Origin of the sequence: Paenibacillus sp. 1A_MP2 (assembly GCF_052244825.1) — a bacterium.
GTDB classification, from domain to species: Bacteria; Bacillota; Bacilli; order Paenibacillales; family Paenibacillaceae; genus Paenibacillus; species Paenibacillus vandeheii.
In genome coordinates, this window is the sequence record NZ_JBQQCS010000001.1 from 4,583,012 (window position 1) to 4,597,796 (window position 14,785).

Here is a 14,785-nt window from a genome sequence, read left to right on the forward strand (position 1 = left end):
ATTCCCCTTGGCCCCTATGAACTTGTGGAAAAGGCTCCTTGGACTGCAAACTTCTTCTCCAGCTTCTCTTTGGTAAACCAAGGGGCATGTGCTTCTATAAGAACCCTCGCTTCATTTCAAGTCAAGCCATATCTTAAATAAAAGGCTTATGTTGCTACCACATGCTGCATTTCTTCACTGCCTGTTAGAAAGCCTGCTCGCTCCACATAATATAAATCATAGATCTGCTCGGCATAATTTATCGATTCATATATCTCCGGGTATATATCATTTGCTAATTTGACATACGGTAATTTTCCCACTGCTTTGTTGGATCGGATGTTTTGTTTGCGAATTTTCAGAAATACCGTTTCAATTTCATGTTGCAGAAACAATTCCGCAAAGAAGGCTTCCTTTGCTCGTTGGTTGTAGCCTTTTCCAAAATAAGGAGCTCCAATCCATGTGGCAAGAAAACCCGTCTTATTATCGATTTGATATAGATCAATGGTGCCGATGGGATGGCCCAGCTCATTAAGGATCGTTCTTGAAATACATATGTTTTGCTCTTCTTCAACAACCACCTGCTTGGTTACGAATAAATATTCTTCATAAGATCGGCACTTATGACGAACATAAGGAAAAACTGCGGGGTCCAGCATTAAATCATACAGTGAGTGGCATTCGTGCAAGTCTCGTTTTTTTAACATTTAAACGACCACCTAGTCCTTTTAGTTCGCTGAGTCAAACAAACTAAGTATATAAAAGGACTTGTGGAATTTAATGAATTCTATATTGCTTTTATGTAAAATTCATCATAGAAATGTTTTCCACATCATTTTGGCTGGACGTCACGTGACGCTCCAATGAAGAGTGCTGTTAATTTTCATTTTTGAATCTGTTTTCCAGTTCCTTAACAAATACCTCGATGGGATACTTATAATCAATTGGTTTGTAGATTATTCTATTATTCCATTGATGTCTCATGGCCTCGTCTCTCAAATCATCGTTTTCATGCTGAATCGTATTCAAAATCAGCATCATTTCATTCATCGTGCCTATAACACTCCTGTTATCCGTTTTTGTAATTACCTCTTCACTACATTCTTTTATATATGAATTGGCTAACGCTTCAGGAATTTGTTCAACAGCAAAATAATCTTGCAAATGATTTAAAAAGACCTCTTTTAGTTTATTGGCTTGATTCGTTCGAATTCCGGTTACCGTTAAACTCAATCTAGAAAAATCATTCATAAACACATAATGTTTTTTGCCATATAGCTTAAAAAAATTGACATGCCAACTAAAGAAAGCATCTGCAGGATGCTCGATTATTTCAGGTTTCACATTCAAATCCTTTAATGTGTCTTTCGTTGCTTTAAAAATTATCATGAATCTTGTTCCTTTCATTTTAACTTTTCTCATCATTATTGATAACAACATTTCATGCGTCGGGATAAAATTTTTGGCCAGAGGAAACATTAATTATACCACTTATCCCAGGGAGTGATGTGATGCTGTACCTTATCAGCTTAGTGCTTATGTTTACTGGCTTAGCCTGTATCAATATTATTTTTTCATATCAGAGCAAGCATATCGACCCTCAATTCTGGTCTACGTTTAAATTCCATCTTTGGATGCTGCCTTTATTCTTCGCAGCTAATCTGAGTGTCGGATATGGCATCAAGTTTGGTATGAAAGCCGCCAGCCAACTGGGCTATGTCCTGATTATTGCCAAATGCATGGAAGTGCTCATCTCCATATGGATGGGATACTGGTTTATGAAGGAGATCCCTTCATGGAAAACGTGGGTTGGTCTTGCGGTCATCATTATTGGTGTTGTTCTGGTTAAGCAGAAATAGAAGTCAGTTACAAGTGCTTTCATCTGCTAAATGCAAATGAAAGGGAGGCGTTCACGGGTCAAAGACATAACACGATGCCACACTTGAAGACTTGATGCATCATATTATTGCTGCCTTTAAGTTAAATATGGAACATCGGTTATCAAGTGTTGGATATCGTTGGTTGAAACCTTTTTCCAGTGTAGGAATCCCCAATCCTTGTCGCAAGAAAACCTATCATCATGCCGAGATGTTTTCCATACGGTTTTACTCAGGCGGGGCTCAGAAGGAGTTGATTTATTACGATTAGTTATACGAGGTCTTTAAGATTGTCTTCACTCGGTCAACGGTCGATTCGAAGAACTCTTGCTTAATATCTTTTCGAAATACTTCCTTATATCTATTTCTTCCAATCTGATCAAAACGTTCTTGTACCCGAATTACATGTTCGTTGTCAGACTTGATATTCTTCTCTATCTCTTCATACTGTTCCAACGTATCATATTCCCACATCGCAAAAATCTCACTGGTTTCATCATCAATAATCGTATGCCATCTTCCAATCAATCTCGCACCGTACTTCAGTTGTGTAGGTAATAGAATATCATTAAATAAAGCATTAAACTCTTCTACGAATGAAGAAGCTACAACATATGTCTTCCTCCGATATATCATCACTGCACCTCTCTCGATAAATTAAAAAACGAACCTATATACAATTTCATCATCATATACATCTCCGGTCTCAGCAAATCCCATTTTTTCATAAAGCTTTCTTGCAACTTCATTATCTGAACATACCGTTAAATTCAAACACTTGCTATGGACATAATTCTCTCTGATATATCTAATTACCGAATCTATCGTTGCTTTTCCATATTCCTTACCTTGATAACTTGCATCGATCATAAAACCATTCAACCAATAGGACCAAGTTGTTGTTTCATCTAATGTGATCATGACAAAACCCACTAAGCTATCCTCCGTATTATATATACAAAATGGCAGATACTTGTATTCATCCCCATCTGGACGAATGTGCACTTTCGCTAGAGACACGGCTACTGATGGAACATAATGATTTTGATTAGCTTGAACTTGTAAGTTTAATGCATCTTTCCAGTTCTCTCTTGTCGTAGGTATTAATCTGATCACAATAAAATCACTCATTCCGTTTTTTTGTTGGATTAACTCCAGTCACCGAAATGCTTCTCAAGGAATCTTACTTCATTTTCATAATGAGCCAAATGACCCTCTTCGATCATTTTGATAAAAGCAGTCTCCCCAGACGCAGCCCGATCAGATAATGTAGTACACATGAAATGAATTCGAGAAACCACCCATTCCTTCAGATCTGTCGGCCCATCCATACCATAAGCATCAAAAAATAACGCTATACGTCTTTTCCGCTCAGATGCATGATCCTGTTTGTGATATGGAACGACTTCCCTTTCATCTTTACCCGGTGAAAAGCCTGCTAGCGGAACAGAGGTATAAAGGCTGTAAACGATATCCCATATACGCGGACCAGGCCCTGCCATGTCAAAATCAATGATTCCTACAGGAAGTCGATCTTTAAACACAACGTTATACAAAGCAAAATCGTTATGGCAGACTACTTCTTCCTCTGAAGATATCCTTGGACAGGAATTGGATGACTCGGTACTTGTGATAAATCCCACTGTAGCATCATGATAGCTTTTTAATAGCTTGGCTACTTCTTCTAAGGTTTCATCAGACCACATATAACTTTCAATCTCAGGATAATCATTTCCCAGCACTACACCATCCAGGTAAGAAAGAATCTCTCTACCCTGCTCATCTGCTCCCAAATATCTAGGGGAATGCGCATAGCCCACCTTTTCAAGATGCAAAAGCAATTCATATACATACGGATTCGGTATTGCGTCACGCCGAACGGTGCTCCCAACTTTTACAACCTTGTTCACATTGCCTCCGTTCAGAATCTCCTCGTGTTCCCGCAAAATGAACTCCTCCTATGGTCTGTTTTGGGTATATCTATTGGTTTTATCCTTTCTGGAACTCCCCGGGAAACCAGCAACCAATAGTACAAATCCGACGAAGAATAAGAAATATACGAGTATACCCGTAAAACCATTATCACTCGCTGGTATTAACTCACGCGCTTTCCCACCTGAAGCATAGCCAGCTTCTACTATCGCTATGGATATTCTATCCGAAATTCTATCTAGGGTTGAAATAAAAACGCTGCTAACCATAAGAACCGCGCCCAGGATTTTATTTGTATTGTTCATGAGCTGCCTCCTATTTCCGTTTATAATTATGATCCATTTTTATTGCCAAGCCTCGTCAACTGGTTTATCTTTCAGACCACGCGGTTCGGATGTATCCCAACTTCATTCCAACATGCTCCATATTTCGATGGCTTTGTGATAAAAAGGAACATTGCCCCACCACTAGGTTACATTCCTTATTCATGGCTTCCGTTATTCTTCTATTCAAAAGCTGCTGATGTACACCCTGATTTCTAAACTCAGGTAATGTTGCTGCAAAGGTTAAGGACGCCTTTTGATTTTTAATAAACAGAACACTTACCGCTGCGGGGATCTCATTGACATATGCGATGTAAAACTTCCATCCTGGACGATGATAAAGAACCTTATTATTCTGCGCGACATAAGGGATACCGTCATCCGACATACCGGTCCCCCGGCAATGGATGGTCGCATATAGCTCGAATTGATTCTCTTCAAGTTCTTGAATTCGGATATGATCTGATTGATTCCTTTTGTCTTCAGGTTTGATGATCAGGGATGAATGAAATCCCGATGCATACAGACCTAAGTCGGTTAAGCGTTTCAAAAAGTTCTGATCCACCATAGATGGAATGACCTCGAACTGAACCTTTCGATCTCGCTGTCTATAAAAATCAATGATAGCATCCATGTGTTCCACATCATTATTTGTTAAGCCCTTCACCGTATTAAAAGTGGGCCAAGGCATGGTCTTACTGTAGAAACAGATGGCATTTCCAAATTGTTGAATCTCAATTCCTTCCGGATTGTTGTCCCGACCTTGTATAGCAAGCATGCGATCTGTCATATAATCGATTTCCGAGTTTTCAATTTCTTTAATTAAATCTAAGGATGGAATCAGTGGATTCATATCTTTACCTCCAAATAAAATTATGGGAACTCTATTTTAATTTCCATCAAAAAACTTCTTTGCATTGCCTATACTTTACAATGGTTAGATGCTCCCACTCCTTATATAGCTGCTCTTTAGAGAGTATCTTCCATGGATTAAACATCGTTTGCCCATCTTTATTGAAATATAGTTGTTCTCCCAGATGGTACGCTGCATGTTGAATAATCCCATTCTTATCTGTCCATATGACAACGTCCCCTTGAACCAGATCCTCTGTTATTAGCTCCTCGTAATGATACTGTTCTAATTTCTCAAGAAACGTTTTTTGATGTACCCATTCATAGATAAACCATTCCTGTTTTCCGTTGGAGATTGCAAACAAAACTGCTGCGAGGCAATTTGCACCTTGGGAACTAGCAAACGAATTGGCATATGGTTTTAGAAAATCAGGTAGCCACTCAGGTGGCTTCACACATTCCCCTTTATCCCACCATTCGTAAACCATTGTCGTAAGTATCTGTTCTTTACATGATATGTCCAGATTTTCCCACATAAAGCGTTGGAGGATCACGTGTCCATCAATTAAATAGCTTGCAGGTATTTCCGCCAGATCATGTACAAATGCAACGGGGAAAACAAGTCCCCTTTTACTTTGCACTTGTGCATTTAACAGAGATCGTTTCTTATCTTCAGGGATAGTTTCTATCCATTCTTTTTCAGCAATGATTACATAATCAACGTTCTTTATATTCCAGTACTCATATCCATTTACATAATTCACTTGCCTATATGTGCTGTGGTTATAGAACTCATCTTTTGGCATGAATAGTACATCAGTAAAGTCAAATTCATAATCAAGATGCTCTTTCGATAGGAAAAATAAATCTTTTTCCGGTACATAGCAATCGACCCAAGACCGTAAAACTTTTTTGTCCGGCTTAATATTCAAATATGTATTCCTCCGTGTTGGATTTGAAATTTATTCTTTCATTTTATCTCTCACTATTCCGTAGTAAATCAGATCCTCATAACGGTCGTCTTTCTTGACATGATCCATCAGTACCCCTTCTTTCTTCATGCCAATTTTCTGTATTACTTGTCCGGATGCCGGGTTCGAAGCAAAATGTCGCGCATATACCATATACCTTATGGTATTTTTTCACATCAAAAGCGAAGTCCAAGATCGCCTTGGCTGCTTCTGTTGCATATCCATTTCCCCAAAAGGGTTGACCGACCCAATAGGATAACTCACCATTATCGTAACGTTGGTGATTAGATAATGCGATTGCCCCATATAAAGCGCCTGTTTCCCTATCACAAATAGCAAATTCGTATAACTTATCCGCATCAAAGTTTTCTTGATGATGTTCTATCCATGACATAGCACAATCTAATGTATATGGGTAGGGTAATGTGAGTGTGCTCTTATATATGTTGTAGTCATTACATAGTCTGGTAACGGTTTCAGCATCTGCTTCCGTAAATAATCTTAATAGTAACCTCTCTGTAGTCATCGTTATATTGATATCATCGTATATCATGCTATCCCACCTTATTTGATTAAAATGGACCATACTATAAATCAATCTATCATTCCTATCGTCTCTATTACGTTATATTTTCCAAAATCATTTATAATAGTCAGTGGTAAATAGTCATACAACCACAACCACGATGATGTTATCCAAGATACCTTCACCCCTAGGTTATTCAGAAAACTCAACTAAAATGGGATGAGTGCTTTCATCCAATGCTTTGTGAATTCTCTCCTTAAAATTCCCCCATGTTATCATTTCATTGGCTTGTTCCAATGTAAAGAAACCAACCTCATCACTTTCACTACTTGTAGTTAGAGTTCCTCCAATCGGTTTTCCAGTGAATATATTGTTACATACTCCCCGGGTAGTGTTCTGATATAGACCACAAAACTTAATAAGTTCAATATCGATACCAGTCTCTTCCTTCACCTCTCGAACGGCTGCTCGTGTGATGGTCTCGCCTTCTTCTACACAGCCTTGAGGCATTTCCCAGCCTCTCCGCCCTTCATAAGTAAGATTTCATTGTTCTCATTAAGGACAATTACACTTGCAGATACGATAAATTTCATTCAAAATCCCCCTTCTTTAGTTTTAGTTCATAGCCGTAATCCACATTTAATTCCCCTCTGGAGTCATCCAATTTTGTGATTTATAACTTCTTTTGAAGTAATACTTCTTCCGTTCTGGCATAGTTTGATTTTTCGTATGTCTTTATAGCCATCTCATTTCTTTGACCTGTCAGAATCTTCACACTGGTCACACCTCGTGCTCTGAGTTCTTCCTCTATAAAAGCAATCAACAAAGTAGCCAGCCCTCTTCTCCGGGCAACTTCGGTAATATACATTTCTGTGATTTCTCCCTGGAAACCACGATAACAAAAAGATTTAAAATATTGAGCACAAGCAAATCCAACTGCCTGATCGTTAATAACAGCTAGAGCAATCAGCTCATCAGATAAAGCAAAGCTATCTTTTACTTCTTCTACGGATGTACCCACTCCATTAAAAGCATCATTGAGCTTTAGAAGGTCCTCTGCATCATTTGCGTTCGCCCAGCGAATATCCATTTTCTCTTCCGTCATCACATAACCTCCAATAATATCTGTCAACGGCAATTAGTGATCCGGATAGGTTTCTTTCAAAAACCTGATGGATTGGTTGATCAACGCTTGTAATACATCTATATGGATATCTGCAACTTTATTGATGTATACACATGCTTTTCCTGTCGTATGTTTTCCAAAGTCCTTTAATAAATCCTCTCGCTTTGTATCACCTGTCGCAAAATACAAACTGATTTTTGCTTTTCGGGGAGAAAAACCCACCAATGGTGCATCTCCTTCGTGACCAGATTCATATTTATAATGATAAGCGCCGAATCCAATAATACTCGGTCCCCACATCTTTGCTTTATAACCTGTTGTTTCAGTAAAAATATCTAATAGTTGATACGCATCTTCACGTTTTTTGGTATTCTCAACACTTTCAATAAATTCAATGACACTGTTGTCCGTTTCTTTTGTTTTAAGTTTGTACATTGATAAAATCGCTCCTTCATATATCAGGTTAACAATTCTCCACTTGCCTTACATCTAAAATAATATCCAATTTCTCATTCATTACAATCGCTACCGCTGAAACGATATGCTTTGGTGGATTCATAGATATAGATAGTCCTCTCTTGGGCTTATTCGTTTAATTTATCCTTACCATAATAAAATCCCTTGAGTTGTTCATTAAAAAATGATTTTAAATCATCCTGCACAATGGAATACTTCACTTGTTTATTTTTTATATCTGTTCTTGTAATATATATTTGCTCAAGATCATATTGGATTGTAATATCTCTTCTTGAATGAAGTCGAAATGCTATTCCAGCACTGATGTTTGAAGGCGTTTGATGAAGTTCGATAATTGAGGATTCAGGCACAGAATTGATCCAGCCAACAATTTGGTTAATTTGTTCATCTGTCAATTTAATATCCACAAATGTAATGTTAGGCGTTTTGTGCGAGTAGACTGCTTTTGTCATTTGGGTACTTTTAATGTGATCGATAGAAATCTCTTTATTCAGCTGTTCATTTTCTTGATTGAGATATTGATAAAAGAAATAAGCTACAAGAAGAAGTACTACTGTGATAATGAGCGTTTTCAGTATTTTAATGATATTATTCCCCGTCTCATATAACTTTTTATGAACTCCTCATAACGCCTCTCACCCTTAGATGCTCTTAGCTCTCTTATCTTAAGGAGCTGGTCGTATTCAGTTAGTTCTTCTAGTCTTAGAAAAGTACTTGTCAAACCAGGGGGCGAACGCCACAGTGTGTAAGGTTTTCATCAATTCACTTTATGTATCACATATCACTTGGTTCCTTCATTGAAGTAAGTGATCTCATTACCGCTAATTAAGTTCCTTATACCACCTTTATAAAATGGCATTAATTGATCTGCTTCCTCTATATCCTTCCAAGCAATCTCGGAGATTTCATCAGGTCTTACAATTTGTTCAGTACCTCCAGTAATTTCAGCCCTGAAGACTATAAAAATTGCATGTTCATTTAAATGTTCAAATTTACATTCATTTATAGCTACGATGCCATAGACCTTAACATCAAAACCTGTCTCTTCTTTGGCTTCTCGGATAGCAGCTTGCTCTAATGATTCATCTGGTTCTACTGCTCCTCCTGGTAAAGACCAGCTTGAACGTCCTACATTTTTGACCATTAAGACTTTCGATTTTGATTCATCTGTAATTAGAGTGTATGTTACGTTGACTCGTTTCATTGTCCTCTCTCCTTTCTTAATATGAGTGCATATCTATACCTTCGAGATTTCCAATTCATATTTAACTTGCGTTTTACTGTGCCCTTCTATGGTTTCGATCATTTCTTCTATTTCTTCAAATCCACTTTTCTCATAAAATGCCCTTCCTATATGATTCTCTTTCCCTACCCAGGCAAACATTTTATTTATTGGCTTTAAAACTTGAGTGAATCTCTGAATAAACTCTTTACCTATTCCCATTTTGTGATATTCAGGTCGTATATAAATTCTTAGTAATTCATATTCTTCTTCTTTCACTTGTCTTGTTTGAGCATATCCAACGACTTTGCCATTAAATTCTGCTATTAAAAAACTCCGTTTGGCACTTTGAAGATCTCTCTCGACAGATCGACTTAAATTCTCATCTGAATATGCTCTACTTAGAAAATTTTGTATGTAGCCTTCGGAGTATATGCCTTTATAAGTATAATTCCATGTTTCTTGAGCTATGGATTGAATGTGTGGGATATCCTCATTTGAAACAAATCTAATTGTAATCATCTGGTTATCCTTCTTTCATTATTAATTAACGAACTTTATAGTCTTTCTTAAGAAATGCATAAATGGTATTATCAACAAATCGATTCTTCCAATAATAATTTTCCTTTAATATCCCTTCTTCTCTAAAGCCGATTTTCTCAAGTACCTTTCTTGATCCCACATTCTCTGGTTCTACAAATGCTTCAATTCGGTTTAAGCCAAGCGTATTAAATCCATATTCAATGACCTTTTCAACCACCTCGGTCATAAAACCTTGATGCCAATATTCTGGTGTTAGTTCATATCCACTGACAGCTTTATAATGATTTTTCATCCATCCATGAAAGCCACATGTTCCAATTACTTTGTTTTCAGACTGCAAAGTGATTCCCCAACGAATGGCTTGACCTGCTTCAAATCTTTCATTCCATCTTTGAATTAATTCTTCTGCTTGTTTAATGGTTGTAAAACTCTCAAGATCATAAAACTTCGTAACTTCATCCAATGAAAAACATTCAAATATATCACTGGAATCATTCTGTGTAGTTCTCTTAATACAAGTCTTTTTGTTTCTAATTCGGGAAACTGCGACATTTTAGTTCTCCTTAATGGTTTAAGTATTCTCACTCAGTTCTAATCCATATTATTACATATATGAAGTAAATCAAGCAAAAAAAAGCAGATGGTCTCTCATCTGCCCTGAAATATGGAGAAAGACATGCAGCCGATTTAAATTTCCCTCCATGCTCTTGATCTTAATTCCCCTCGACTGCCAATCTCCAGTCATTACATCGTATGGTAGTCCCAATAGGGTATTCAAAATCACACTCGCCAATATACGAAAAGCCCAGCTTGCGACAAATGGCATTCGAAGCTGGATTTTTAGTTTTAGGAAAAGCGTGAATAAAATTATGTTTCTTCTTTTCAGAACGAATAGAAGCTATGGCCTTTGCTGTTGCTTCAGTCGCTATTCCTCTACCTTGATATTCAGATAAAACACTCCAACCTATCTCGAAAATAGATTCTTCTTTCCACGTCTGATCCCAATACCCTACACTACCCACGACTTCAAAATGCGGAAGCAAAAGGATCTTAAACATTTTCCCTGTTCCACTTTGGGCGATTTCATAATAGCGCTTATGGCGAGCTAGGATTTTCTCCTCAGTCTCTGGCCCTCCGAAGTGTAGTGTCATCTCATGAGAATTTAATTGGCGAAGCAAATCTAAATCTTCTTCGTCCCACAGTTCAATTCTTACCTCTGGCGCATTCCTTTGTTCCATCTCACTCACCTCACTTTTTTATTTGAAACCAAATTTAGAGGAAGAGATTTACTATTCTCAGTTCAATTATACCAGAACATATATTCTTATACAGTAAAAATTTATCATTATCTTTTAGTTCTGCTCGCAATAAACCATTCAAATTCAATGTGGAAAAATGAAGTTCGAAGGTATAGTCTGCTCTCGTGAGACTAGCATGAAATGCCTCTTCCAGACCCATCTTGCTGAATGGTATTCCCAGGAGCCGCAGCTTGATTATACGTTATACGATGTCACCACTTCTTCAAATTAGCTTATTAAAAATCTATTGTTGTTTAATATCTCTTCAATCACTTCATCTATCTGGTCAACAGAATATTCTTGGGTATTTAATATATGTCTTTCGTCTTTTAGGGCTTCTTTAAATTCATTCAAAAGGATTACGCTTCGTTCTCCCATTTGTATCGTTGGATCTCTTAACTGATCTCTTCTAATAATTGTTTCATCATCGACCATAAATACTACATAAATAATCCTTACATTTATACTCTCCAGCTCACTAGCTAAACAGTTAGCCTCCGTTGGAAACGTCACATAATCTATAACAACATCGTAATTAAATTCAATTAGGTTCTTCACTAAACTTATAATATTTATCCACGTTAGCTTATGAGTTTCTTGACAGATCCACGGCTTTCCCCTCCCGTTTACAGGTAGATGACTAATATCATCACCAGATATATATGAACTGCGATCCAGATGTTCAACAAGTTTCTTTGATGTAGTAGATTTCCCGACACCGGCAGGGCCAGAAATGACGTAAACGGATCTTGTCATGTTGTAGCCTCCTTTGAATTTACTGCAATATAATAGCCTTTTGCGCTTTCGTCTAATGTTCGTCGTTGAGAGCTAATTCAACTTCTCTCTTTCATCTTCATGAAAACCATGAAGAGAAGCAGCTTTGTATACATTGTAATCTGAATAATCCCCTCCTCAATCACTTAAGAAAATTTGTTTGAAGTGTCCATTCTAATCTTCTAACCCATTCGTTCTTTACATCCATATTCGCATTTTTTATTCGATTCATAATATTTAGAATCCGAGAAATCGAGAACGCTTTCAATAATTCTTCATTAATTTGTACATTTGAATATGAGCTATACTCACTTATAAAAATCCATGAAAGATCCTTCGCAAACATTGGATAATGCAGATGTACAAACCATATTACCCATGCGATATCCTGAAGAGGATGCCCCCATCCGGCCCATTCCCAATCAATAATATACAATGTGTCATCTAAGCTAATTGCATTATGAGGTCCATAATCACCATGTATTAATGTTTCCTCTTCTTCAATATCAATGTTAAGTAAAACTTTAACTTTTTCTTTTATGACACTTGGTATGAAATCAATAGAATCTATATCAACATTTATGAGGTTTAATATCGGTATATTGGAGTTGAACTCTCTAAGCTGTATTGAATGAACATCTTGTGCTAGATGCTTTCCAAGTAGCTTAAAAATTTCTTGAGCTTTGACATCATCATTATCATCCAGATATTTTTGGCTATTCACTCCCTGTAAATAGTCCAAAATAATGTACAAAAATCCGTTATCTTCAAAATAATCGTGTATTCTAGGCGAGATTCTTGCCTCGTTCAAGAGAGTTAGACAATTAATTTCTACTCTAGCATCAATACTGTTATTAGTTGAGATCTTTGCAATAACAGGCGGGTTTGTACCTTCAAGTAAAAATGTACTGTTGGTATATCCTCCTGAAAGTTCAATCAATTTAATATTTTCAAATTTACGAAATAAGATTTCGTGAGACATCTGATTCGCACCATCTTTCTTTACACTTATGGTCTTTCAAATAACGTTCCCATATTCGCTACGCGAGCCGACCTTAGATAGCTACTATCTTAGGTCGGCTCGCATGTCAACAGAGTCACTTCCCTGATTGTTGATTGAACGACAAGGCCTATAAACCCTATCGTAAGAATTTAATTTTAGATGATGTCACCTGCTGACTTTAAAATCACTATTTCGTTCTCCATTCATTAGCTTTCAATCTATAGATTATTCCAATAGGAGCTGTTTGTTTCATAGACCATATGCTTGTTCATTCTGTTCACCTCATCTGGTATAAATTTTGTTTGCTGTTCATTTGTTAATTAATGGCTTTTTGTAATCAATCCTTGTAGACAACACTACTGTAAGAACACATTAAATATTAATGCTTTAGGTGTAGGGACCATCATTAAATTAGTTTATTTAGTTCTTCTTTAATTTCATAATTTAAACCATTCTTCATTAATAAATCTCTTATTACATGTTGATCTACAATTTCTTTATGTCTTTGTAAGTGACCTAAGATCAAATTCGATTTCGCTTCTCTTCCCATTAAATAATACGCCACATACCAGATCTCAGGATTGGATACCTTTATTCCATCCCATTCTCTATTTCGAATATGAGATGTAGGTAAACAAACTACTTCTCCTTCAGCATAAAAAGCAAATCCTCCAATGATATCTATTCTTAATGAAGGAATATGTATCCTGTATTCACTTGCAAAAGGGTAGTCACCACTATCCTGTTCTATCCAATCATATCCATCTATAACTTTAAGTAGCATATCTTTTGGACAATCAACTATGAGATCCCAATCATTCACTGTATTTGATAAATTAAAATAATATAACAATCCACTTCCACCAAGTGAATAAGTTAATTCATTCTCTTCAAACCTTCTAATAATCGGTAAGATTTCTTTATGATCTAACATAGTTGACCTCCTAATATGTGTAGCTTATAACGATTCTGTATTCATGAACCCTCCGCCGACTAAAGGGGTGGTTTCCTAGCCTCAATGCGGTTAGTGGTATAGAAGTATCTGCCTGAATATAGTGTTATCTGATGAAGCACGCTCCGAAGTGATACTAAAAGAAGCTATATATTCCGTCTTCAAAATAGTCAAATTCTTCATCCGTTATTCGTAACTTGCCGTATCCGTTATAAAATATTTCTTTATCTCTTTCATTATCAAAAGTATTACATTTGGGTCTAATAGCCAATGCTACATCATATCTTGGATCCCCGTACGCCGCTCCTGACCAGTCAATAACTCCAACTATGTTGCATTCTTTAATTAATACATTATCAATTGTAAAATCGCCATGAATTAAAGTGTTATCTATTGGTTTGGGTCTTACTGCTTTCAACCGTTTAAGTAATTCTTCTGATCCGTCTATAGCAAAGTGATTAAGATTATATTCTGCTTTATTAAGCATTGTATCTAACCAAGGATGATCATTTTCCAATAATTCAGTAGGGCAGGAACATTCATGTATTTTCTTCAAACAAAGTCCAAAGTTAAAAATAGCTGTTTCTTTATCTTTGAGATTTGGCTCTTTAGATAGAAATTCCCTTAAACTTATTCCATCAATATAATCCATTAAAAGCCATCTCGATTGATCCTCAACATGATACGAATATGCTCTCGGAACTGGTAGTCCCGTATGGTAAAGATATTGAAGCACCTTGTATTCTTCTAATAACCATTCATTATAGAGATCGTTTTCTGTCTTTTTGATTATGTACTTTTTTTCGAGCGTATCCAGAATAGCTACAATAGAAGTATGACCTTGTTTGGGAAAAGTAATTTTCTGGACTTTTCCTATCTTTTCTACTATCTCAATTGGGAGGTCCTGAATGTTCATGCTTTCATCCTTTC

The 14,785-nt window shown here is 36.7% G+C and carries 19 protein-coding genes and 3 pseudogenes; 1 reads left to right on the forward strand and 21 read right to left on the reverse strand.

Features of this window, described 5'->3' with window-relative positions; all coding sequences use genetic code 11:
• Positions 1-146: 146 nt before the first annotated feature.
• Positions 147-686, reverse strand: a complete 540-nt coding sequence (locus tag ACTWJ7_RS22285) for a GNAT family N-acetyltransferase (RefSeq protein WP_079344119.1) — start codon at positions 684-686, stop codon at positions 147-149.
• Positions 687-855: 169 nt separating this feature from the next.
• Positions 856-1,458 (reverse strand): DUF6933 domain-containing protein, encoded by a 603-nt coding sequence (locus ACTWJ7_RS22290; protein ID WP_301879085.1) that lies wholly within the window; start codon positions 1,456-1,458, stop codon positions 856-858.
• Between the two features lie 32 nt (positions 1,459-1,490).
• Between ACTWJ7_RS22290 and ACTWJ7_RS22295 the strand changes: the two genes are divergently transcribed.
• Positions 1,491-1,838, forward strand: coding sequence for a hypothetical protein (locus ACTWJ7_RS22295; RefSeq protein ID WP_301879087.1), 348 nt, complete (start codon positions 1,491-1,493; stop codon positions 1,836-1,838).
• A gap of 285 nt (positions 1,839-2,123) precedes the next feature.
• On the opposite strand, the gene ACTWJ7_RS22300 is transcribed toward ACTWJ7_RS22295, so the two are convergent.
• From ACTWJ7_RS22300 to ACTWJ7_RS22390, 19 genes and pseudogenes are all read right to left on the reverse strand, one after another.
• On the reverse strand, positions 2,124-2,492 hold the full coding sequence (locus ACTWJ7_RS22300; protein ID WP_301879088.1) for an NIPSNAP family protein: 369 nt from the start codon (positions 2,490-2,492) through the stop codon (positions 2,124-2,126).
• A 21-nt stretch (positions 2,493-2,513) separates the two neighbouring features.
• The gene (locus ACTWJ7_RS22305; RefSeq protein WP_443145888.1) at positions 2,514-2,987 is read right to left on the reverse strand and encodes a GNAT family N-acetyltransferase; all 474 of its coding nucleotides are present in this window, start codon (positions 2,985-2,987) and stop codon (positions 2,514-2,516) included.
• A 17-nt stretch (positions 2,988-3,004) separates the two neighbouring features.
• Positions 3,005-3,802: an aminoglycoside phosphotransferase family protein gene (locus ACTWJ7_RS22310; RefSeq protein ID WP_301879091.1), complete on the reverse strand. Its 798-nt coding sequence runs from the start codon at positions 3,800-3,802 to the stop codon at positions 3,005-3,007.
• A gap of 12 nt (positions 3,803-3,814) precedes the next feature.
• Positions 3,815-4,093, reverse strand: a complete 279-nt coding sequence (locus ACTWJ7_RS22315) for a hypothetical protein (RefSeq protein WP_301879093.1) — start codon at positions 4,091-4,093, stop codon at positions 3,815-3,817.
• Positions 4,094-4,157: 64 nt separating this feature from the next.
• Complete coding sequence (locus ACTWJ7_RS22320) at positions 4,158-4,964, reverse strand: GNAT family N-acetyltransferase (RefSeq protein ID WP_301879094.1); 807 nt, start codon at positions 4,962-4,964, stop codon at positions 4,158-4,160.
• 46 nt (positions 4,965-5,010) lie between these two features.
• On the reverse strand, positions 5,011-5,895 hold the full coding sequence (locus tag ACTWJ7_RS22325) for a hypothetical protein (protein ID WP_301879096.1): 885 nt from the start codon (positions 5,893-5,895) through the stop codon (positions 5,011-5,013).
• 30 nt (positions 5,896-5,925) lie between these two features.
• Positions 5,926-6,487: pseudogene (locus ACTWJ7_RS22330) on the reverse strand (GNAT family N-acetyltransferase).
• A 165-nt stretch (positions 6,488-6,652) separates the two neighbouring features.
• A pseudogene (locus ACTWJ7_RS22335) lies at positions 6,653-7,053 on the reverse strand (NUDIX hydrolase).
• An 80-nt stretch (positions 7,054-7,133) separates the two neighbouring features.
• A complete protein-coding gene (locus ACTWJ7_RS22340) occupies positions 7,134-7,565 on the reverse strand; it encodes a GNAT family N-acetyltransferase (RefSeq protein ID WP_301879097.1) in 432 nt (143 codons plus the stop codon).
• Positions 7,566-7,598: 33 nt separating this feature from the next.
• Positions 7,599-8,021, reverse strand: a complete 423-nt coding sequence (locus ACTWJ7_RS22345) for a DUF1801 domain-containing protein (RefSeq protein WP_301879098.1) — start codon at positions 8,019-8,021, stop codon at positions 7,599-7,601.
• A 149-nt stretch (positions 8,022-8,170) separates the two neighbouring features.
• Positions 8,171-8,458: a hypothetical protein gene (locus ACTWJ7_RS22350; protein WP_443145889.1), complete on the reverse strand. Its 288-nt coding sequence runs from the start codon at positions 8,456-8,458 to the stop codon at positions 8,171-8,173.
• 386 nt (positions 8,459-8,844) lie between these two features.
• Positions 8,845-9,267 carry an NUDIX hydrolase gene (locus tag ACTWJ7_RS22355; protein ID WP_301247827.1) on the reverse strand — a complete coding sequence of 141 codons (423 nt, stop codon included), beginning with the start codon at positions 9,265-9,267 and terminating at the stop codon, positions 8,845-8,847.
• Between the two features lie 33 nt (positions 9,268-9,300).
• Positions 9,301-9,807, reverse strand: a complete 507-nt coding sequence (locus tag ACTWJ7_RS22360) for a GNAT family N-acetyltransferase (RefSeq protein WP_301879100.1) — start codon at positions 9,805-9,807, stop codon at positions 9,301-9,303.
• A 25-nt stretch (positions 9,808-9,832) separates the two neighbouring features.
• A pseudogene (locus ACTWJ7_RS22365) lies at positions 9,833-10,380 on the reverse strand (GNAT family N-acetyltransferase).
• 161 nt (positions 10,381-10,541) lie between these two features.
• A complete protein-coding gene (locus ACTWJ7_RS22370; protein WP_301879101.1) occupies positions 10,542-11,066 on the reverse strand; it encodes a GNAT family N-acetyltransferase in 525 nt (174 codons plus the stop codon).
• A 288-nt stretch (positions 11,067-11,354) separates the two neighbouring features.
• The gene (locus tag ACTWJ7_RS22375; protein ID WP_301879102.1) at positions 11,355-11,882 is read right to left on the reverse strand and encodes an AAA family ATPase; all 528 of its coding nucleotides are present in this window, start codon (positions 11,880-11,882) and stop codon (positions 11,355-11,357) included.
• A 160-nt stretch (positions 11,883-12,042) separates the two neighbouring features.
• Positions 12,043-12,882, reverse strand: coding sequence for an aminoglycoside phosphotransferase family protein (locus ACTWJ7_RS22380; RefSeq protein WP_301879103.1), 840 nt, complete (start codon positions 12,880-12,882; stop codon positions 12,043-12,045).
• A gap of 427 nt (positions 12,883-13,309) precedes the next feature.
• A complete protein-coding gene (locus ACTWJ7_RS22385; RefSeq protein ID WP_079344090.1) occupies positions 13,310-13,837 on the reverse strand; it encodes a hypothetical protein in 528 nt (175 codons plus the stop codon).
• A 154-nt stretch (positions 13,838-13,991) separates the two neighbouring features.
• The gene (locus ACTWJ7_RS22390; protein ID WP_301879104.1) at positions 13,992-14,771 is read right to left on the reverse strand and encodes a phosphotransferase family protein; all 780 of its coding nucleotides are present in this window, start codon (positions 14,769-14,771) and stop codon (positions 13,992-13,994) included.
• Positions 14,772-14,785: the final 14 nt, after the last annotated feature.